The sequence below is a fragment of the Janibacter hoylei PVAS-1 genome (assembly GCF_000297495.1).
In the GTDB taxonomy this organism is placed as follows: domain Bacteria; phylum Actinomycetota; class Actinomycetes; order Actinomycetales; family Dermatophilaceae; genus Janibacter; species Janibacter hoylei.
Genome location: NZ_ALWX01000017.1, coordinates 1 through 20,385, shown reverse-complemented (window position 1 = coordinate 20,385; position 20,385 = coordinate 1). Strand labels below are relative to the sequence as shown.

17 protein-coding genes and 1 pseudogene are annotated in these 20,385 nt (G+C 69.4%); 8 read left to right on the top strand and 10 right to left on the bottom strand.

Going from position 1 to position 20,385, the window contains the following annotated elements; all coding sequences use genetic code 11:
* Nucleotides 1–302: 302 nt before the first annotated feature.
* Nucleotides 303–581 (bottom strand): GIY-YIG nuclease family protein, encoded by a 279-nt coding sequence (locus tag B277_RS04615; protein WP_007925692.1) that lies wholly within the window; start codon nucleotides 579–581, stop codon nucleotides 303–305.
* A gap of 568 nt (nucleotides 582–1,149) precedes the next feature.
* Here B277_RS04615 and B277_RS04610 point away from each other — a divergent pair.
* From B277_RS04610 to B277_RS04590, 5 genes and pseudogenes are all read left to right on the top strand, one after another.
* Complete coding sequence (locus B277_RS04610; RefSeq protein ID WP_007925691.1) at nucleotides 1,150–2,124, top strand: ABC transporter ATP-binding protein; 975 nt, start codon at nucleotides 1,150–1,152, stop codon at nucleotides 2,122–2,124.
* A complete protein-coding gene (locus B277_RS04605) occupies nucleotides 2,124–2,954 on the top strand; it encodes an ABC-2 transporter permease (RefSeq protein WP_007925690.1) in 831 nt (276 codons plus the stop codon). The genes B277_RS04610 and B277_RS04605 overlap by 1 nt, the downstream gene beginning before the upstream one ends.
* Before the next feature lie 490 nt (nucleotides 2,955–3,444).
* Nucleotides 3,445–7,262: pseudogene (locus tag B277_RS04600) on the top strand (multifunctional oxoglutarate decarboxylase/oxoglutarate dehydrogenase thiamine pyrophosphate-binding subunit/dihydrolipoyllysine-residue succinyltransferase subunit).
* Entirely contained in the window at nucleotides 7,262–7,447 is a 186-nt protein-coding gene (locus tag B277_RS04595) for a DUF6104 family protein (protein ID WP_007925689.1), read from the top strand. Before B277_RS04600 ends, B277_RS04595 begins: the two are co-directional and overlap by 1 nt.
* A gap of 59 nt (nucleotides 7,448–7,506) precedes the next feature.
* Nucleotides 7,507–8,151, top strand: a complete 645-nt coding sequence (locus tag B277_RS04590; RefSeq protein ID WP_040880819.1) for a GDSL-type esterase/lipase family protein — start codon at nucleotides 7,507–7,509, stop codon at nucleotides 8,149–8,151.
* Nucleotides 8,152–8,211: 60 nt separating this feature from the next.
* On the opposite strand, the gene B277_RS04585 is transcribed toward B277_RS04590, so the two are convergent.
* From B277_RS04585 to B277_RS04570, 4 genes are all read right to left on the bottom strand, one after another.
* Nucleotides 8,212–9,069, bottom strand: coding sequence for a hypothetical protein (locus tag B277_RS04585; protein ID WP_007925686.1), 858 nt, complete (start codon nucleotides 9,067–9,069; stop codon nucleotides 8,212–8,214).
* Nucleotides 9,069–10,391 carry a lipopolysaccharide biosynthesis protein gene (locus B277_RS04580; protein WP_007925684.1) on the bottom strand — a complete coding sequence of 441 codons (1,323 nt, stop codon included), beginning with the start codon at nucleotides 10,389–10,391 and terminating at the stop codon, nucleotides 9,069–9,071. Before B277_RS04580 ends, B277_RS04585 begins: the two co-directional genes overlap by 1 nt.
* A gap of 17 nt (nucleotides 10,392–10,408) precedes the next feature.
* Nucleotides 10,409–11,932, bottom strand: coding sequence for a tyrosine-protein kinase domain-containing protein (locus B277_RS04575; RefSeq protein ID WP_007925675.1), 1,524 nt, complete (start codon nucleotides 11,930–11,932; stop codon nucleotides 10,409–10,411).
* Between the two features lie 64 nt (nucleotides 11,933–11,996).
* Nucleotides 11,997–12,305, bottom strand: a complete 309-nt coding sequence (locus B277_RS04570) for a hypothetical protein (protein WP_007925673.1) — start codon at nucleotides 12,303–12,305, stop codon at nucleotides 11,997–11,999.
* 77 nt (nucleotides 12,306–12,382) lie between these two features.
* Between B277_RS04570 and B277_RS04565 the strand changes: the two genes are divergently transcribed.
* Nucleotides 12,383–13,093 (top strand): SGNH/GDSL hydrolase family protein, encoded by a 711-nt coding sequence (locus B277_RS04565; protein WP_083853637.1) that lies wholly within the window; start codon nucleotides 12,383–12,385, stop codon nucleotides 13,091–13,093.
* Here the strand turns inward: B277_RS04565 and B277_RS04560 are convergent.
* Genes B277_RS04560 through B277_RS04540 form a run of 5 tightly spaced genes read right to left on the bottom strand, consistent with a single transcriptional unit; the run spans nucleotide 13,056 to nucleotide 18,163 of the window.
* A complete protein-coding gene (locus tag B277_RS04560; protein ID WP_007925665.1) occupies nucleotides 13,056–14,381 on the bottom strand; it encodes a hypothetical protein in 1,326 nt (441 codons plus the stop codon). The genes B277_RS04565 and B277_RS04560 overlap by 38 nt on opposite strands.
* Entirely contained in the window at nucleotides 14,378–15,496 is a 1,119-nt protein-coding gene (locus B277_RS04555; RefSeq protein ID WP_007925663.1) for a glycosyltransferase, read from the bottom strand. The genes B277_RS04560 and B277_RS04555 overlap by 4 nt, the downstream gene beginning before the upstream one ends.
* Nucleotides 15,496–16,041 carry a DapH/DapD/GlmU-related protein gene (locus B277_RS04550; protein WP_040880808.1) on the bottom strand — a complete coding sequence of 182 codons (546 nt, stop codon included), beginning with the start codon at nucleotides 16,039–16,041 and terminating at the stop codon, nucleotides 15,496–15,498. Before B277_RS04550 ends, B277_RS04555 begins: the two co-directional genes overlap by 1 nt.
* A gap of 17 nt (nucleotides 16,042–16,058) precedes the next feature.
* The gene (locus B277_RS04545; protein ID WP_007925659.1) at nucleotides 16,059–16,979 is read right to left on the bottom strand and encodes a nucleotidyltransferase family protein; all 921 of its coding nucleotides are present in this window, start codon (nucleotides 16,977–16,979) and stop codon (nucleotides 16,059–16,061) included.
* A complete protein-coding gene (locus tag B277_RS04540; RefSeq protein ID WP_051987871.1) occupies nucleotides 16,976–18,163 on the bottom strand; it encodes a glycosyltransferase family 4 protein in 1,188 nt (395 codons plus the stop codon). Before B277_RS04540 ends, B277_RS04545 begins: the two co-directional genes overlap by 4 nt.
* A gap of 100 nt (nucleotides 18,164–18,263) precedes the next feature.
* Between B277_RS04540 and B277_RS04535 the strand changes: the two genes are divergently transcribed.
* Both B277_RS04535 and B277_RS15795 read left to right on the top strand, forming a co-directional pair.
* The gene (locus B277_RS04535) at nucleotides 18,264–19,382 is read left to right on the top strand and encodes a glycosyltransferase family 4 protein (protein ID WP_007925654.1); all 1,119 of its coding nucleotides are present in this window, start codon (nucleotides 18,264–18,266) and stop codon (nucleotides 19,380–19,382) included.
* Nucleotides 19,383–19,392: 10 nt separating this feature from the next.
* A complete protein-coding gene (locus B277_RS15795; protein ID WP_156811730.1) occupies nucleotides 19,393–20,367 on the top strand; it encodes a glycosyltransferase family 4 protein in 975 nt (324 codons plus the stop codon).
* The last annotated feature ends 18 nt before the right edge of the window (nucleotides 20,368–20,385 follow it).

Below are 20,385 nucleotides of genomic sequence, written 5' to 3'. Positions count from 1 at the left end.
GAGGTCGCTCTGCGACCCACGACCACCGCTCCCTGAGGAGGTCGCTCTGCGACCCACGACCACCGCTCCCTGAGGAGGTCGCTCTGCGACCGTCTCGAAGGGAGACCCCCACCCCCGCTCCCTGAGGAGGTCGCCCCGCGACCGTCTCGAAGGGAGGTCCGGCCACCGCTTCCTGAGGAGGTCGCTCTGCGACCGTCTCGAAGGGAGACCCAGCCCCGTGCTCCCTGCCCCTCGAGACGGCGCTGGCGCGCCTCCTCGGGACCCAGAGGTCGCCCTGCGACCGTCTCGAAGGGAGAGCACCGTCAGGTCCGCCGACGGGCCAACATCTGGATCGCGTCGAAGTCGCCGCGGATCAGCGCCTCCTTCTTGGCGCGTGACCAACCGTGGATCTGGCGCTCGATGGCATATGCCTGCGTCACTCGAGGAGTCTCGGCTGCCCACACGAGCTCGACGGGCATCCGACTCTTGGTGTACGCCGATCCGCCACCTTCACCGTGCTGCCGCATCCGCGACTCGAGATTGCGTGCGCTGCCGACGTAGTAGGAACCATCAGCGCACCGAAGGATGTAGACGTGGGCCATGGGTTCGATCCCAGCAGGTCCGGGGGTGGGCGAAGGGAGGTTTTCCACAGTGGTCCGGGGTCTCCCTTCGAGACGGTCGCAGAGCGACCTCCTCAGGGAGCATCAACCGGTCCCTGAGGAGCGAGGCCGTCCACGGCCGAGCGTCTCGAAGGGACGTCACCCACCTCCCTTCGAGACGGTCGCAGAGCGACCTCCTCAGGGAGCGGTGGGCTGGGTCGCCCTTCGAGTCCTCCCCGAGGAGCGGGTGGGTCTCCCTTCGAGACGGTCGCAGAGCGACCTCCTCAGGGAGCAGGTGGGCTGGGTCGCCCTTCGAGTCCTCCCCAAGGAGCGGGTGGGTCTCCCTTCGAGACGGTCGCAGAGCGACCTCCTCAGGGAGCGGGGGCGAGTCGCAGAGCGACCTCCTCAGGGAGCGGTGGCGAGTCGCAGAGCGACCTCCTCAGGGAGCGGTGGGCGGTGGTGGTGCGGGCCTCCACCCGTGGGGGGAGGCGCGATTCATCCGATGGGTGGATGTCCCCCTTCGCCCGGGATGGTTGCATGGGACCCGACATCAACCGATGAAGGGGACTTCATGACCACCACGGGAGCGCGCGTCGAAGTACGCAACCTCACCAAGAGGTTTGGCAGTTTTACCGCTGTCGATGATCTCAGCTTCAACGTCGAGCCGGGCCGGATCACCGGCTTCCTCGGCCCCAACGGCGCCGGCAAGACGACGAGCCTGCGGATGCTGCTCGGCCTCGTCAAGCAGACCCAGGGCACGGCGACGATCGACGGCAAGCCCTACCGTGAGCTCGACCAGCCGCTGCGCGTGGTCGGGTCGGCGCTCGAGGCGACCAACTTCCACCCGGGGCGCTCCGGTCGCGACCACCTGCGGGTGCTCGCCGCGACCTCCGGCATCCCCGACAAGCGTGTCGACGAGCTGCTCGAGCTCACCGGCATCCCGGCCGCGGCCCGCAAGAAGGCCGGCGGCTACAGCATGGGCATGCGCCAGCGGCTCGGCCTCGCGGCTGCGCTCCTCGGCGACCCGCGCCTGCTCGTCCTCGACGAGCCGGCCAACGGGCTCGACCCGGAGGGCATCCGCTGGCTGCGCGGCTTCCTGCGCCACCTCGCGAGCGAAGGGCGCACGATCCTCGTCTCCAGCCACCTGCTGCAGGAGATCGAGCAGACCGTCGACGACGTCGTCATCCTCGCCAACGGCAAGCTCGTCAAGGAGGGCACCGTCGGTGACCTGCGCGGCGCCGCGACCTCGCTCGTGCGCACGACCGACGCCGACACGCTCATCGGTGCGCTGCGCGTCGCCGACGTGCCGGCGAAGCTGCAGGACGACGGCGGCGTCGTCGCCGAGACCGAGGACCTGCGTCTGGTGGGCGATGTCGCCCTTCGCGCCGGTGTCCCGGTCCACGAGCTGCGTCCGCTCGCCGCGGACCTCGAGCAGCTCTTCTTCTCCCTCACCGAGGGCACGAACCGCAACCTCGGTGACACCGGGGGCTCGGCGGCGCCGGCGATGACCGACGCCATCGAGGGCCAGGAAGGGGCGAACGGCTGATGCTGGGTGCGATCAAGTCCGAGATCCGCAAGATCTTCACGACCAAGCTGTGGTGGGGCATGGGCATCGGGATGGCGGCCTTCGCCTTCCTCCTGTCGATGGCCGCCGCCTCGCTCATCGGTCTGACCAACCCCGACGGCTCGAGCGCAGGCTTCGACTCGATGACGGGCGCGACCGGCCAGATGGTCTACAGCGCCGGTCTGCTTGGTGAGTTCGGCAGCATGTCGGCGCTCTTCCCGCTGGCGCTCGGCGTCCTGCTCATCACGACCGAGTACCGGCACAAGACGGCGACGGCCACCTACCTGGCGACGCCACGACGGTGGATCGTCGCGGTCGCCAAGACCCTCGCGGTCATCGTCGTCGGGGCTGTCCTCGGTGTCGTGCACGTCATCGCGTCGGTCGGTGGCGGTGCGCTGATCCTCACGGTCTTCAAGGACCAGCCGCTGCTGCTCGGCAACAGCGACGTCGTCGCGACCTACGGCACCTCGATCGTCGCGACGGTCGTGTGGACGCTCATCGGCTTCGGCTTCGGCATGCTCGTGCGCAACCAGATCGCGGCGGTGCTCATCGCGGTGGCCTTCGGCTTCCTCGGTCAGCTCATCCTCAACATCGCCTTCGCGATCCTCGGGTGGACGACGGCCGCGAAGTTCATCCCCGGCAACCTCACGACCGGCATGCTCGTCACCGCCGACCCGAGCGGCGGTGCCGTGGAGAGCGGCGGCGACAGCTACTACTTCGCGTGGTGGCTGAGCGCGCTCATCCTCATCGGCTACGCCGCGATCCTCACCCTGCTCGGGTCGATCCTGTCCAACCGCAAGGACATCACCTGACGTAGCGCACCGCGCCTCACCCGCGGGACCGTCCTCCTGACGAAGGGGGGCGGTCCCGCGGTCTGTGCCCCCACCTCCCTTCGAGACGGTCGCAGAGCGACCTCCTCAGGGAGCGGAAATCTCCCCCCCGGTCCCTGCCCTTCGAGACGGCGCTGGCGCGCCTCCTCAGGGAGCGGAAATCTCCCCCCCGGTCCCTGAGGAGCGAGGCCGTCCACGGCCGAGCGTCTCGAAGGGCCGTCACCAACCTCCCTTCGAGACGGTCGCAGAGCGACCTCCTCAGGGAGCGGTGGTCGTGGGTCGCAGAGCGACCTCCTCAGGGAGCGGTGGTCGTGGGTCGCAGAGCGACCTCCTCAGGGAGCGGAGGTGGGACGGGGAAGGGAGCGGGGAGGCGGGGGTGGCGCATGGCGTCCATCACGTTAGGCTGACCCGGTGGGGTCCGCGCTGCCTTCGGGCCCCGATTCGCGACTGTGACGAAAGAGGCGTATGCGCCGTGCCTGACCCCCAGGATGGCTCCGTGTCCCTGAACGACTTCGGCCCCAACGAGTGGCTGGTCGACGAGTTGTACGAGCAGTACACGAAGGACCGCAACAGCGTCGACAAGGCCTGGTGGGAGTTCTTCGAGAACTACACGCCGGGTCAGGGCGGCGGCGACAACGGGACCAGCGCGAAGGGGGCCGCCCCCGCCCCGCAGCAGGCCGCCCCCGAGGCGAAGGCCGAGCCCAAGGCAGCGGCCAAGGCCGAGCCCGCCAAGGCCGAACCGAAGAAGGCAGAGGCCAAGGCCGAGCCCAAGAAGGCTGAGCCCAAGAAGGACGAGGCGGCCAAGCAGGCCGAGCCGACCCCGCGCGAGGAGCAGAAGCCCGCCAAGGCCGAGGCGCCGGTCCAGGAGGACGTGCTCACCCCCCTTCGCGGCGCTGCCGCCCGGGTCGTGACCAACATGGAGGCCTCGCTCGAGGTCCCGACGGCGACGAGCGTGCGCGCTGTCCCCGCGAAGCTGCTCATCGACAACCGCATCGTCATCAACAACCACCTCAAGCGCAGCCGCGGTGGCAAGGTCTCCTTCACCCACATCATCGGGTACGCCCTCATCAAGGCGCTGCGGATGATGCCGGAGATGAATGTCGGCTACACGACGAACGACAAGGGCAAGCCCGTCGTCGTCCAGCCCGCGCACATCGGCCTGGGCATCGCCATCGACCTGCAGAAGGACGACGGCTCCCGCCAGCTCTTGGTCCCGGCGATCAAGCCGGCCGAGACGATGGACTTCAAGGCCTTCTGGCAGGCCTACGAGGTCGTCGTCACGAAGGCCCGCGACGGCAAGCTGACCGTCGAGGACTTCCAGGGCACGACGATGTCGCTGACCAACCCCGGCGGCATCGGCACGGTCCACTCGATCCCGCGCCTGATGAAGGGCCAGGGCGCCATCATCGGCGTCGGGGCTCTCGACTACCCCGCCGAGTGGCAGGGCGCGAGCACCGAGACGCTCAACCGCAACGCCGTCTCCAAGATCCTCACGCTGACCTCGACCTACGACCACCGCATCATCCAGGGTGCGCAGTCGGGCGAGTTCCTGCGCGTCGTCCACCAGCTGCTCCTCGGTGCCGAGGGCTTCTACGACGAGATCTTCGAGAGCCTGCGCATCCCCTACGAGCCGGTGCGCTGGGTGCAGGACATCTCCACCACGCACGACGACGACATCAACAAGGTCGCACGTGTCCAGGAGCTCATCCACGCCTACCGCGTGCGCGGTCACCTCATGGCCGACATCGACCCGCTGGAGTACAAGCAGCGTCGCCACGAGGACCTCGACATCACGAGCCACGACCTGACGCTGTGGGACCTCGACCGGCACTTCGCCACGGGCGGCTTCGGCGGCGAGCCCTTCCTCAAGCTGCGCAAGATCCTCGGCATCCTGCGCGACTCGTACTGCCGCACCACCGGCATCGAGTACATGCACATCCAGGACCCGGCGCAGCGCCGCTGGATGCAGGAGCGCGTCGAGGTCGGCTACGCCAAGACGACGAGCGACGAGCAGCTGCGCATCCTGCGGCGGCTCAACGCGGCGGAGGCCTTCGAGACCTTCCTGCAGACCAAGTTCGTCGGGCAGAAGCGCTTTTCCCTCGAGGGCGGCGAGTCGGTCATCGCCGTGCTCGACCGGATCCTCACCCGCGCGGCCAGCGAGGGCATGGACGAGGTCTGCATCGGCATGCCGCACCGTGGCCGGCTCAACGTCCTGGCCAACATCGCCGGCAAGTCCTACGGGCAGATCTTCCGCGAGTTCGAGGGCCAGCTCGACCCGAAGTCCGTCCAGGGCTCCGGCGACGTCAAGTACCACCTCGGCACCGAGGGCGAGTTCACCGGTGAGGACGGCGAGACGACGAAGGTCTACCTCGCGGCCAACCCGAGCCACCTCGAGGCGGTCAACCCGGTGCTCGAGGGCATCGTGCGCGCCAAGCAGGACCGGCTCAACCATGGCGGCGAGGACTTCCCCGTCCTGCCGATCCTCATGCACGGTGACGCGGCCTTCGCCGGTCAGGGTGTCGTCGCCGAGACCCTGCAGCAGAGCCAGCTGCGCGGTTACCGCACCGGCGGCACGATCCACGTCGTCGTCAACAACCAGGTCGGCTTCACGACCTCGCCGTCGGCGAGCCGCTCGTCGGTCTACTCGACCGACGTCGCGCGGATGATCCAGGCGCCGATCTTCCACGTCAACGGTGACGACCCGGAGGCCTGCGTGCGGGTCGCCGACGGCTCGCCTTCGAGTTCCGGCAGAAGTTCCACAAGGACGTCGTCATCGATGTCGTCTGCTACCGCCGTCGTGGTCACAACGAGGGTGACGACCCGTCGATGACGCAGCCCCTGATGTACAAGCTCATCGAGTCCAAGCGCTCGGTCCGCAAGCTGTACACGGAGAGCCTCATCGGCCGCAAGGACATCACCCCGGAGGAGGCCGACGCCGCGCTGCGTGACTACCAGGCGCAGCTCGAGCGGGTCTTCGTCGAGACCAAGGAGGCCCTCAAGGCTCCCGCCTCGCCGGCGGACGCGACGAGCGACTCGGGCGACAGCGGTTCCGACGCCCCGGACAACGCCGGCCTCGAGCGGCCCGCCGCGCAGACGAGCGACCAGACGACGCGCTCGGCGACCGAGACGGCGATCTCCGAGACCGACCTCAAGCACATCGGCGACGTCTTCGACTCCCCGCCGGCCGACTTCACGATCCACCCCAAGCTGCAGCAGGCGATGCAAAAGCGCGCGGCCTCCGTGCACGAGGGCGGCATCGACTGGGGCACCGGCGAGATGCTCGCCGTCGGCTCGCTGCTCATGGACGGCACCCCGGTGCGTCTGGCCGGTCAGGACTCGCGTCGCGGCACCTTCGTGCAGCGTCACGCGGTCCTCATCGACAAGAACACCGGCGAGGAGTGGACGCCGCTCAACTACCTCGGTGGTGGCCAGGCCCGCTTCTGGGTCTACGACTCGCTGCTGTCGGAGTTCGCCGCGCTCGGCTTCGAGTACGGCTACTCGGTGGAGCGTCCCGACGCGCTCGTCATGTGGGAAGCGCAGTTCGGTGACTTCGTCAACGGCGCCGCGTCGATCATCGACGAGTTCATCTCCTCGTCGGAGCAGAAGTGGGGTCAGAACTCCTCGGTCGTCCTCCTCCTGCCGCACGGCTACGAGGGCCAGGGGCCGGACCACTCCTCCGCGCGCATCGAGCGTTTCCTCGCGCTGTGCGCGCAAAACAACATGACGGTCGCCTTCCCGTCGACGCCGGCGAGCTACTTCCACCTGCTGCGTCGTCAGGCCTACCACCGGCCGCGTCGCCCGCTCATCGTCTTCACCCCGAAGTCGATGCTGCGGCTCAAGGCGGCGAGCAGCCAGCCGGAGGACTTCACCGAGGGCACCTTCCGCGCGGTCCTGCCGGACATGGTCGGGCCGAAGGGAGAGGACGTCACCCGCGTCATCGTCGCGGCGGGCAAGGTCACGTGGGACCTCGAGGCCGAGCGCAAGAAGCGCGGCGACGAGCAGACCGCGATCCTCCACCTCGAGCGGTACTACCCGCTGCCGGGTGAGGAGCTGGCCGCCGAGCTGGCGAAGTACCCCAACGCGGAGATCGTCCTCGTGCAGGAGGAGCCGGAAAACCAGGGTGCGTGGCCCTTCCTGGCCATGAACCTGCCGGCGGACCTGGCCGAGCACGGCGAGACCCGCGCGCTGCGTGCGGTGACCCGCCCGCCGTCGGCCTCCCCGGCGGCCGGCACGGCCAAGAAGCACGCGCAGGAGCAGGCTGACCTGATCAGCCGCGCCTTCGACCGCTGATGTACTTCACCGACCGCGGCATCGAAGAGCTCGCGGATCGGCGTGGTGAGGAGCTGGTCACTCTCGAGTGGGTGAGTGACCAGCTCCGCACCTTCGTCGACCTCAACCCGGAGTTCGAGACGCCGATCGAGCGACTCGCGTCGTGGCTGGCACGCCTCGACGATGACGAGCTCGACGACGAGTAACGTCGGGCAGCAGTACCCAGCAACCCCCGATCTTCAGGAGTACCCGAGTGAGCGGCCAGATGACCGACGCTGCCGGCAACCAGTTCACCCCGAGCGCGTCCTTTGCCGTCGACGAAGGGCGGAGGGAGATCGCGCTCGTCTTCATCGGGGACAGCTTCGTCGCGGGTGTCGGTGACGAAAAGGCGCTCGGCTGGACCGGTCGGGTCATGGCCCGCACCGAGGTGCCGGGCGCGGTCGTCGCCCACTACAACCTCGGGGTGCGGGGTGAGACCTCCGGCGGCGTCGCCGAGCGCTGGCAGGTCGAGGGGGCGCGCCGCTTCGCCGACGTCAGCGAGCGTCGTCTCGTCGTGCAGTTCGGTCACGCCGACGTGCAGGCCGGCACCTCCATCGCCCGGCTGCGGCTGAACCTCGCCAACATCCTCGACGAGGCGAGCAGCCAGGGCGTCGCGGCCTTCGTCGTCGGCCCTCCCCCGGCCGCCGACCCCCAGACCAACGACGCGCTGCGCCAGCTCGTCGAGGCGCAGCGTGACGTGTGCGACCGCCGGGGCGTCACCTTCGTCGACACCTTCACCCCCCTCGCCGGCCACGACCAGTGGGAGTCGGACATCGCCGCCTCCGTCGACGGTGTCCACCCCGGTCAGGCGGGCTACGGCCTCATCGCCTGGCTCGTCCTGCACCACGGGTGGGGCGAGTGGATGGGTTGAGCGAAGGACGCTGGACAAGGGGAAGCAGGTAGGCCGAAAGGATCGGTCCTCCGCTAGAGGTCAGGACCTTGCGTCGTCCTGCACGGCTGCGAGCGCTCGGCCAACGTAGGCTCGAGCGACCTGGGGATCGTTGCCCCCTCCCGTAGCGTTTTCGTGGTGCAGTGCGTTGTCCTGTGATCTGGGGAAGCTCCACGCGGTGAGCCGGTCCCCCGTCCACCGGGTCCGGATCCCGTGACGTGCGGCAATCGAGTTGATCCAGACATCGTCGGCACGTGGCGCGATCTCCAAGAATTCCTCGCCGTGACTGCGCAGATGACCGATCAAGGCTGGGGGATAGACGACACCGCCGACGCCGGTGACGAAGGTGCGGTGGTCGGGCTGGGTGGTGGTAGCCCGGCCCCACGTGGCATATGGCTGGATGACGTCGGCCTCGACGTTGATCGAGATGGCTCTGTGCCCCAGCAGCAGGTCGGGTGTCGCTAGGTGGGCCGACCACAAAGTCGCTAACCAGTCCCGCGGGTAAAAGACGTCATCGTCCGCCGTGACGAGCGGTCCGTCGCCCTCTCGGGGGTCAGCGCAGTAGGGGTAGTACTTCTTGTGGGGACCGTAGTCCGTGCATCTCTTGATCTCCAAGCCTCTGGCGACGAGCCTCTCGAGCATCGGGTAGTCACTCGTCTCGAAGGCCGGGTCGTCGACCCAGAGGATCATGCGGCGTGGTCTCACGGATCCCGCGGCCAACGACTCGATGACGTAGGCGACAATGCCGAGCCGGTCTCCGTAGGAGGTCACTGACACGTCCATCGGGCAGTCACCGAGCACCCGTCGCCGGCTCATGAGGTTGACCAGGCGGTAGCGCGCGATGAGCGCCGCCTTCATGATGGCCTTGGCGCGCCCGGCCCGGGACGGGTCGATGTGCATCAGGTTGCCTCCTGCTTCGTGGACCGCTTGGTGATCTTGCGCCCTGCCGACCGCATGGCGACGACGTCGCGGCGACGTAGACCGTAGAACTGGCGCCAGTCGTACCCAAACCTGCGGTGCAGCCAGACGACGTTGAGGCTACCGGCAATGGTGTTGCCTGCGAGCATGGCCCATCCGCCCCCGGCGGCCCCCACCCAAGGCACCATGACGATCAGGACGGTCAGGTTGGCCAAGGCACCCCACATCATCGACCAACTCCGCAAACCCGGGCGTCCGCGTGCCCCGAGGCCGGCCCCGGCGACCGAGCCTGTGGACCCGAGGACCGTAGCCGCGATGACCAGGTACGCCACCACCACCGAGGGCGTGAACTCCGTGCCGAAGGCCCACGGGACCACAAAGGGCAACGTCAGCCCGATGCCCGCGCCCGCCAGGAAGGTCACAAAGGTCGTAATCCGCGCCACCTGCTCGAGATTTGAGCTGTCGAGGTCAGCAGCATCGGCCGCGAAGATCACGTCACGGACGGCGCTGCTGACAAGCAGCGGGAGCTCGCCGATCGTCACGGCGATGGCGAAGATGCCGGCGTGGACCTCGTCAGACAGGGGCACCATCAGCACCTGCGACATCCGGGTGAGCACGATGCCGGACAGCGCGCCGAGCCAGACCCGCAGCCCGTAACCGGCGACGTCCCTCCACTCCGGCTGCACCGACGCCTCCGTGCGGGTCCCGTCCGCGTCCCGCAGCACCGCACGACTCTTGGGGATGTAGAGGAGGAGCGCCACGAGCGGGGTGAGGACCACGCTGAGGGTCGCCGTCAGCGGCGTGAGCGTGTCGGTCGCAAAGAGGAGGACGACGGAGGCGAGGCGGACGACAGACACGACCAGCTGTCCCGTGGCGAGGACGCGCCACAGCTGGTAACCGGTGAGGACGGCCTGGGGGACGCGCAGGAGCAGCAGGGGCACGCACGCCCAGGCCGAGATCTGGATGAGGCTCTCGAGTCGCTCGTTGCCGGACGAGAGCGGCCCAGCAAGCACGTGGACGGCAGCAGCCGCGGCGACCGCGGTGACGGCGACGAGCAGCAGTCCGTGCTGGTGGATCCGTCGCGCAGCGTGCGGATGTCGTGCCGCGAAGTAGGTCACGGCCTCGGGCAGACCGAAGGCCCCCACAGCGGTCGCAAACATCCACGGCGCGGTCGAGGCCGCGACCTCACCGCGGCCGACGACCCCCAGACCGCGCGCCAGCAGAGGGGCGGTGGCCAAGGAGGCCAGTGGTGGGACGAAGGTCGCGACGAAGGACCAGAAGAACTTCTGCAGGGATCCGCCCACGGCTGTCTCGGCCGAGCTCAGCGCAGGACGCGTGAGCTGGCGTCGCGAGTGCTCTTCTTCTTGCGCTGCTGCTGGCGTGCTCGCCGGGTCGGTGCGCCTTCGCCTGACTCATCGGGCTCGGTCGTCTGGTACTCGTAGCCGTAGCGCGACCCGTAGTAGCTGTAGGCGCCGCCCTCGAGCTTGCCCGTGGGTACCCGGTTGAGCACGGCACCGAGCATGTGCGCGTTGACGCGCTCGAGCGAGTCACGGGTCTTGGCGAGCTCGTCGATGGTCGTCGAGCCGGCATTGACGACGACGAGCACGCCGTCAAAGCGAGCGCCGAGGATGGCGGCATCGGTGACCGGCAGCAGCGGAGGTGCATCGATGATGACCATCGAGTCCTTGGCCAGCGTCTCGATCGCGTGGGCGAGCCGGTCCGAGGCCAAGATCTCACTCGGGTTGGGTGGGATGGTCCCGGCAGCCAGGACGGCCAGATCGGGGTTGCGCGGGTCGTGCTGCAGTGCGTCGTCCATCGCCAACCGGTCGACGACGACGTCCGTCAGGCCGACGGACCCGACGAGCCCGAAGGACTGGGCGACAGTCGGCCGCCTCAGGTCTCCGTCGACCAGGGTCACGGGTCGACCGGACTCGGCCAGGGAGATCGCCAGATTGGCGGCCACCGTCGACTTGCCCTCCGCGGGCAGCGCGCTCGTCACGACGACGACGCGCGGCGGGTGGTCCGGGTTCATGAACTGCAGGTTGGTCCGCAGCTCCTTGAAGGCCTCCTTGACGATCGTCGTCGAGTGGGAAGCCTTGTCGGTCTTGGGGATCGTGCCGACTGCGCTCAATCCCATCTCCTCGAGCGCCTTGACGGAGCGGATCCGTCGGTCGAAGGCGCTGCGCACCGCGGCGTATGCGAGCCCGACGAGGAGGCCGATCAGCGCCCCAGTGGCAAGAGCCAGTTTGGTCGGCGGGTACGACGGACCGCTCGGCACCCGCGCTTCGACGAAGGGCAACAGCTGGATGATGGAAGTCTGAGACGTGCTCGACCCTTGGTCCTCGCCGCTGGCCGGGGCGCCTGCGGTCTCGATCTCCTCGACGCTCTCCCCCAACGCCTTGACGTACGCGTCCGCCAGATCGCGTGCATCCTCCGGGGTTGAGGCCGTGACCGACAGGGTGATCTGCGGGGTGTCCACCGGGACGGCGACGCTCAACCCCTGCAGCACCGGCTCCGGGCGACCGGACTGCTGAGCCGTCTCGCTCGCGAGCTCCACCGCCCGCTCCTCGACGGCGCGCGACTTCGCCAGCTCCTGGTACTGCGTCGCCTTGGCACGCGCCAAATTGTCCGCAGAGACGGCGATCCCGAGGTTGTCGACGCTCCCGGTGCTCACGATCGCGATGGCATCGGCCGTGTACTTCCGCGGCTGGAAAAAGCTCCAGATCGCGGCCAACAGCAGGCCGACGAGCAGACCAGCCACGATCGCCCGCCAGTGGCCAAAGACCAAGCGCCGCAGGCGGGTCAGGTCGATCGTCGCCCGTGAAGTCGAGTCCGTAGTCGTCACAGTGTTCCCTCGAGATGTGGACGCGCCTGAGTTCCCCCACACGCCCAGCAGTCAGCAGTCCGGGTCATCCTAGAGGCTCAGCAGGATCTCCATACTCCCCGCCCGGAAGGACGAGGCAGGCGTCGAGAGATGCAAGCGTGTCGAGCAGAGAGCGCAGGTCGGGTAGCAGCTCGTCGGCCTCCCCGTCCGAGCTCAGCGTGGCGGCCAGGTCGGGCAGAGACCGAGGCTGGGCCAAGGCCTCCCAGAGCATCAGGCCGGGCGCCCCCACATGGATGGGCAGCTCGGCGTCGTCGGCGAGGATCAGCAGACTGCCATCGGCACCTGCCATCCAGATGACATCCGCTTCACGACCCCACATCTCCTGCCCGTCCACGGTGGCACACTAGCGCTCCCGCTACCGCCACCTGGCACCTACACTCACGGTGGTCTGACAAGTCTGGGGGGATAGCGATGCGATCTCGATCGTCCGTGGCGTTGCTGGTTCTGGCCGTGGTGGCCGTCGCTGTCGCAGCCTTGGCCGCCACGCGCGATGGTGGCTCACAGGCCGCCGGATCCGGAAGCAGCCCCATCCAACACGTCCCCGAGCAGGACGGGCGGCTACGTCTGGTGGCGCACGGGGACTCAATCACGCAGGGCGACTCACCGAGCATCTCCACCGGAGATCTGGGACCCAGATCGTGGGTGAAACACATCGACAACAGCTCGTTTCGCTTTGTCGGAGGTTCGGCCCGAGGCGGCCTGACGTCCGCGCGCGCCCTTGACGACATCCGCAGCGACTTTCGCGGAGACATCGTCGTGTACGCCCTCGGAACCAACGACCTCAGGACGGCCGAGAGCACCCCTGCGCAGTTCGTGCGCAACATCGTCAAGCATCACCGGCATTCCACTGGGTCGAGGGATGCCACCGTCGTGATCGTCGCAGTTGGGCCCATGAGGGATCGCAGCGCCAAGGAGATCAGCGCCTGGAACGCCGCCGTCAAACGCGGCGCACGCGCACACGGATTTCACTTCATCGACCCGTGGACGTCGATACGAACCGTCGACTACACCTGGCGCGACCCGGATGACACCTTCGACGGCCTCCACCCCACGGCCTCGGGTGCGCGCAAGCTGGGCCGGGCGATCAGCCGGCAGCTGACAGACCTGGAGTCGTCCCAGTAGACACGGAGCTGTCGGCGCCGGCATCTGTCTGCCCCTGATCGAGCGTCGCCTCGCTCGTTGTGAGCGGGAACGCCGCCGCCCACGCCATCGCCGCGATCAGCCAGAAGGATCGGCCGTCGACGGCGTATCCCATAAAGGAGCTCGACGCGAAGAAACCGACCCACACGGTGAACGTCGCGACCGTCTCGGGCGTAGCTGCTCGGGTGGCGACAATCGGACGGAGCATCGTGTACAGGTGAAGCAAGAGCAGGCCCAAGGAGAAGGTCAGGCCAAAGGCCAGCCCCGCGATGAGGTATCCGTTCTCCAAGCTGGAGCGGAGGATCCCGGTGCCCCTTAGGTCATGACCTCCCGGGTAACCAAACCACAGGTACTCGTCAAGGTGTTCGATGGCCCACTGCAGCGCCTGCGCTCGTAGCCGAGCAGACCCTTGATCGTCCTGGACCTTGTCGCGGAGGGCGGCGGCTCCCTCACTGCGCCAGAACTCGAACCCGAGTGCACCGGCCAAGGCGGCCGCCGCTCCGGCTGCGAGCCAGCGTCGACCGTGCCACACGATCACGAAGACGACCCCCAGTGCCGCTAGTGCTGTGGACGCGCGTCCCGTGCTGAGTGCGCAGGCGTAAAGCAGCACACCCGAGATGATCACGGCGGTGATCGGCGACTTCAGCCGCGCGAGGAGCGGGATACACATGGCGAGGAAGGCGGCCAGCTGCAGGGGGTGCCCCATTGTGCCGAGCGGGATGGGGAAGGTGTCCGTCCACCAGTACGAGAGTTCGTAGTAACTGCGCCAGAAGACCCATTGCTCCATGTCGGAGGTGTACTGAACATAAGCAATGACGACCTGGACCAGCGCCATGATCAGCAGGAGCCGTCTCAGGGTCTTTTGGGACGCAGGTCGGCGCCTCAGCTCGATGAGAGTCAACGGGAAGAGCAAGAACGGGACGACGAAGATGCGCAGATCGGTGCTGACCACCCATTGCGGATCAGACTGCCACGGGTTGAGCAAGTCCAACATGCTGAGCGACATGACCAAGACAAGACCGATGATGACCGGGACGCCCGGACGGACCAACAGCCTCAGCTCGGATCTGTCACGGGTGACCAGGTGCTGACCCACTAACGCAAGCGTCAAGTACGACGCGGGGTGGAGGAAGGGAACGATGAGTCCGTCCGCCTGCGATGGGATCGCCACGTACAGCGCCATGATCAGGCCGAGGACCCAGACGGTCCGATTGCGCAGCAACCACACGACGAGCAGGCAGGCAACCGTCGTCAGTGCAGCCGGGATCATCGCGACGCCGCACGGTACGCGTCGAGAAGCCGCTCGACGACCGACTCCATGGTCACGTGCTCACGCACCCAGGCGACCCCGGCCGCGCCCGCCGTCGCCCGACGCTGCGGGTCGGCGAGCAGCCGAGACATCGCATCGGCGAGCGGCTGCGCCTCGAGCCCGGTCACGACCTCTCCCCCGGTCTCGGCGACGGCACCTGCGAGACCGCAGTCGCTCATGACGACCGTGGGCAGCCCGACGCTCATGGCCTCGACGACGGTCATGCCGTAGGGCTCCTCGACGGCCGGGAGCACGTAGGCGGCCGCGCGGGTCATCCGCTCGAGGGTCGCCTCGGGCGCGACGGCGCCCTCGTAGGTGATGCGGCCGTCGGCGTCGTCGGTCGCGAGCGCCGCGCGCAGGGCGTCGCCCTCCCCTTCGTCCGGCCCGCAGACCGTGAAGGTGACGTCCGGATGCTCTCGTGCCGCGATCTGGGCGGCGGCGACGAAGACGGCCGGCCGCTTGCGCGGGGCGACCCGGGCGAGGAAGAGGACCTCACGTGCCCCGACCGGGTCGGCACGCAGCGAGGTCTCGGGGACCCCGTTGTGCAGCACCGTGATGCCGCCCAGCCCGGGGACGACCTCCTCGAGGTCGGACCGCTCGAGCTCCGTGAGGGCGAAAACCGCCCGCGCCCCGCGCAGGACCGGACGGGTGAGGCCGGCGTCGAGCGGCGGTACGAGGGGCGAGTCGGAGGCGTCGATCATCCCGTGCGTCTGGGCGACGTAGGGCAGGCCGAGCGCCTTGAGCAGACGTCCGGCGGGCAGGGTGACGAGGTCGCGGGCGAGGTGCAGGTGCACGACATCGGCCGTCGGCGCCCACCGTCGCAGCCAGGCGAGCAGCCCGGGTGAGACGAGTCCGGCGAAGCCGGTGCCGGGCAGCGCCTGGTGGGCGGGGAAGAGCGTGACGGGGTCGTCGCCGAAGTGCGTGGGCAGTTCGCCCTCCCACCCCCGCGCCCCGGCGGCGACGACGACGTCATGACCGGCGGCCCGCAGGGCGTTGGCCTGGTTCATGGCCACGCGCAGGGGGCCGCCGAAGGCCCCGTCGGGGTCGACGAGGGAGACGACGTGCAGGATCCGCATCAGTCTCGGGCGCTCCTCACCGAGGTGGCCTCGCCGATGGGCGCGAGGACCTTGCTGCCGGCCGGCACATCGGCGACGACGAGGGCGCCGGCACCGACGACGGAGTCGTCACCGATGGTGACGCCGCGCAGGACGGTGGAGCGGGCGGCCAGCCAGCACCGCTCGCCGATGGTGATGGGCGCGTTGTCGAACTCGAAGTGGTCGTCGTGGAACTGGTGGCTGCCGGTGCACACGAAGACGTCCTGGGAGATGCACGTGTTGGAGCCGACGGTGATCGGCTCCAGGTTGAGCATCCAAGCCTGCTCCCCGATCCACACGTTGTCGCCGAGCGTGAGCTTCCACGGCCAGTGGATGCGCACCCGGTGCCGCACCAGGCAGCCCTCGCCGATCGTCGCACCGAAGCGTCGCAGCACGGCGATCCGCACCCCCGCCGGGCACCACCAGTGCTGCAGCAGCAGTCCCTGGACCGCCAGCCAGGCCGCCTGCCACATCCGCGACCGCCCCTTGTCGTACCCCACCCCGGTGAACCCGGACAGATCCCTCATGGCGCCAAGGGTAAGGCTCAGGCCGAAGGGCGGGTGCGGCGATAGTCGCGCACCTCACCCGCGATGGTCGGCAGCGAGCGAAGGGCGGTCACCAGACGTTGGTACCGGCGGCGCCAGACCTGTCGGCGGGAGACCTCGAGGATGTGCAGGTCCTTGTTGGCCATCGCCTCCCGGGTGGGGACGAGGGCGCGGTAGAGCATGACCGGCCGCTGGCGCCAAGGAGCCTCGAGGATGGTGACCAGCCGGATGGACGCGGACGAGCGTGCGGTGGTGCGCAGGACCCATTCGCGGGAGGGCTCGGGCACGTGGCCGAGCTCGATGCCCGGGTAGGTGTCACGCAGGAAGTCGGCGAGCGCTGCGACCGACCCGGTCGCCCTGGCCATGGCGAGGACCTCGTCCGCCGGAGCCAGCTCGGCAGCCCGCTGCATCAGCTCGTCGACGAGCCTGCGTCCCACGCCGGCGTCGTCGCTGCGCAGCACGCTCGTGGCGAGCACCACGACGTGACCGGCGGCGTCGGGCACCGGGACGACCTCGCTGGCCATCGGGGCGGTGGCGCCGGAGGCCGTCAACGCCTCGACGACCTGGTCGGTGGGGCGGTCGCAGCCGGGCAGGTAGTCGTGCACGTCGATGTCGCACGGCCAGCCGGGGTGGAAGTAGCTGATCCCGTGGATCGGGAATCCGTTGTCGTGGGAGTCGACCGGTCGGGTGCGCCAGCCGAGCCCCTCGAGGAAGCGCCCCACGGCTTCGCGGTGCTCCGGGGCGGGCAGGATGTCGACGTCCGAGCAGGAGGCCTTGGACCGCAGCCCGCTGTCGGTGGCCGGGCGGCCCTTGACGATGACGTAGCGCCAGCCGCGCCGGCGCCCCTCGCGCGCGAGCATGGCGTTGGCGAGGGTCACGGCATCAGCCATCGTCAGGACGTGACCGGCAGGAGCCGTCATGGGACCACCACGTCGCTGCACCCGGCAGCCCTGCGGATGCCCGCGCGGAAGGACTCCCACGAGACGCGGGCGGCGTACTCGAGGGCGAGCTCGTGGTACGGCCGCTCCGCCTGTGCGGTGGAGCGTGCAGCCTGCAGCGCCTCAACGATGGGCTGGACACGACCCGGCTCGATGACGGTCGCCAACTCGTCAGGCAGGTCGAGGTCGACGAGCCCGGTGTGGCTCGTGGCGATGATGCGGCAGCCGTGCGCGAGCGCCTCCCCGAGCACGAGGCCGAAGCCCTCGAGCAGGCTCGGGAGGACGAAGGTGTCGGCGGCGACGAACTCGCGCGCCAGGTCCTCGCGGGAGAGCTTGCTGAGGATCGCCACCCCGGGGGCGGACTTGGCGATGCGCTCGATCTCGGGGTCGGTGAAGTTGGCGACGAGCACGAGGTCGGCGTCGTCGAGCGAGGCCTGCTGCCAGGCCTCGAGGAGCAGGTGGACACCCTTGCGCTGGCTGCCCTTGCCGACGAAGAGGAACCTCACGCGGTCCCCCGGCGCGGGCTTGGGCAGGGTCGTGGGCGGCGGGCAGCCGTACGGCACGACGGAGACGAGGGCCGGGTCGGCGCCGTTGTGGATCAGGCCGCGGGCGGTGAGCGTCGACGCACACAGGTAGCTGTCGGCCGCCTCGACCTCGCCGCGGTGCCGGACCTCCATGCGCGGGTCGACGACCTCGGACTGCGGCGCCCAGTCACCGGCGTGCTCGAGCTCGTCGAGCCCGTCCATGATGCCCTCGAGGTAGGCCGGCCCCGGGTGGTACTGGAAGAGGATCCGCTGCCCCGTGCTCGGGCCGCGGAATGCCTCGAGCGCACTCCCGCTGTAGAGCAGCAGCGAGGACTCGCGGCTGCGACGGGCAACTCTGGCGGTGGCGGCGCCGAGCGCCTTCTCGACGCGGTAGGTGGGGAACTCCGCGGGGCCGCGTCGGTTGGCCACCTCGTAGGGCAGCTGGTGGAGCACCGTCGTCATCGACGAGGTGACGAGCGCCGGCGGGATCGCCGGGTCGTGTCGGTGCCCGAGCGTCGGCAGGCGCAGGCCGGAGCCCTCGTAGTAGTCGGTGACGAACTGGTCGAGCTGCCCGACCTCGGCGAGCGCCACGGGGACCTGGTACGAGTCCCGGTCCCGGTTGAGCGCAACCACAAACCCCATTGATCTCCCCATCGTGCGGCGGGTGCGTCGGCGACGGTGCACATCCCCGCGGCGAGGATACTCTGTGGGCCATCACCGTCAGGGGCAGGAGGGGGCACCCATGCGCGTGGCCATCATGGTGCACCGGTTTCACCCCGACCTGGGCGGCGTGGAGATGACCGCGCAGGTCATCGCTCGCGGCCTCGCCGAGCGACACGGCGACGAGATCGTCGTGGTGACCCACACCGAGGACGACCACGACGACGCAGCTTTCCCTTTCCGCGTCGTCCGGGAACCCGCGCCTGGTGAGCTGCTCGGCGTCGTGCGAGGCGCGGAAGTGGTGCTCCACAACAATCCCTGCCTGCAGTTCTGGTGGCCCCAGGCGGTGACGCGCACGCCGATCGTCATGGCGATCCGCCAGCACGTCAGCCTGCCGGGGCAGGCCATGTCGCGGGTGACCCGGGCGAAGTACCACGCCAAGTACGCACTCATCGAGGGCGCGGACGAGCTCACGGCGACGAGTCACCACATGGCCACCCACCTCCCCCAGATCACGACGGTCATCCCCAACGGCTATCGCGACGACGTCTTCAGCACGATCGTGCCGCCGACCTCCCGGGACGCGACCTCGCTCGCCTATCTCGGACGACTCACCGAGGACAAGGGCGTAGACCTGCTCGTCCACGCCGTCGCCCTCCTCGCTGGCCGAGGCACAGACGTGCGACTGACCGTCATGGGTGACGGGCCCGAGCGACCCGCCCTCGAGTCGCTCGCCGACTCCCTGGGCGTCGGCGAGCGCATCGCCTGGGTCGGGGCCGTCGACGGGCCGCGGGCCAACACCCTGCTCAACGAGCACGCGATCGCCGTGGTCCCGTCGCGGGTGCCCGAGGCCTTTGGCACCGTCGCGCTCGAGGCGGCCGCTGCCGGGTGCGTCGTCGTCGGCGCCGACCTCGGCGGCCTGCCCGAGGCGATCGGCCCCTGTGGTCCGCTCTTCGTCCCCGATGACGCGGCGTCCCTCGCCGACAGGGTGGAGCAGCTGGTGCGCAACCCGCAGTCCTTGGCGGGTTACCGCGCCCGGCTCGCCGCACACACCGCGGCCCACACCCAGGCGGCCATGGTCGACGGCTACCGCGAGGTGCTGGTCCGTGCGGCGGCCGGCCGGGGACGCAACCGCGCAGCCTCCAAGTCGCTCCGCGGCCGGGTCCGACGAGCCATCAACCCCTGGCCGCCCTCCGTCTAGAGTGCCCATCGTGAGCAACGACCACTCACGGGGGGCACTCTTGGTCGCCGCCCGTAATCCCACCGCGCCGCGCACCGGCCGCATCGCCGTCCTCGAGACCGCCGTGCGGTCGCTGCAGAGCGCTGGCCGGACGGTGACCGTCGCGGCCCTGACCGACGAAGCCGGTCCCGACGAGTGGTGCGGTGCCCGCGTGGTCCGCATCCCAACGATGTCGCTGCCGCGGACCGTCGTGGCCGCCGGGCGCGCGCTGGCGACGCGGCGCTGCCTCAACGAGGCGGTCTTCGACTCCCGCGAGATCCGCGAGCGCGTGGCCGCGGTCGCGCGCGAGTGCGGCGCCGGGTTCGTCGTCGCCGACACGATGCGCACGGTCGCCGCGGCCGAGGCGACCGGGCTGCCGGTCGTCGCCCACCTCGACGACCTGCTCTCGCTGCGCTACGCCTCCAAGGAGTTCGCCGAGGGCAATGACTCGGTCCTCGGCTACATGGCGGGGAGGTTCCCCCCTTCGCTCCTGCCGCCGCTGGAGTGGGCCACGCGCCGCGCGCTCGGCCTCGAGGCACGAAGGGCGGTGGCCCGCGAGATCCACATCTCCCGGACCGTGGAGGTCACCGCGCTCACCGGCGCCGACGAGGCGCGGCACCTCGCCGACCGATCCGAGCGGCCCGTCGAGACGCTGCCGATGGCAGTCGCGCCGCGCCCGCCCGTCGACCCGCGGAGCGCCGAGGCGGCACGGGCCGTCTTCCTCGGGGTGCTGCACTACGGCCCCAACGTCGCCGCCCTGCGACACCTGCGCGATGAAGTCCTCCCCCTGCTGCGGGCAGACGGTCTCGACCTGCACGTCGACGTCATCGGCCACGCGCCGGAGGGGACGACTGAGGAGTTCGCGGGACAAGGCTTCACCTTCCTCGGCTACGTCGACGACCTGCGCGATGCGCTGGCGGGGCACCGGATGTTCCTCTCCCCCGTGCTCGTCGGCGCACGGGTGTGAAGACCAAGGTGCTCGACG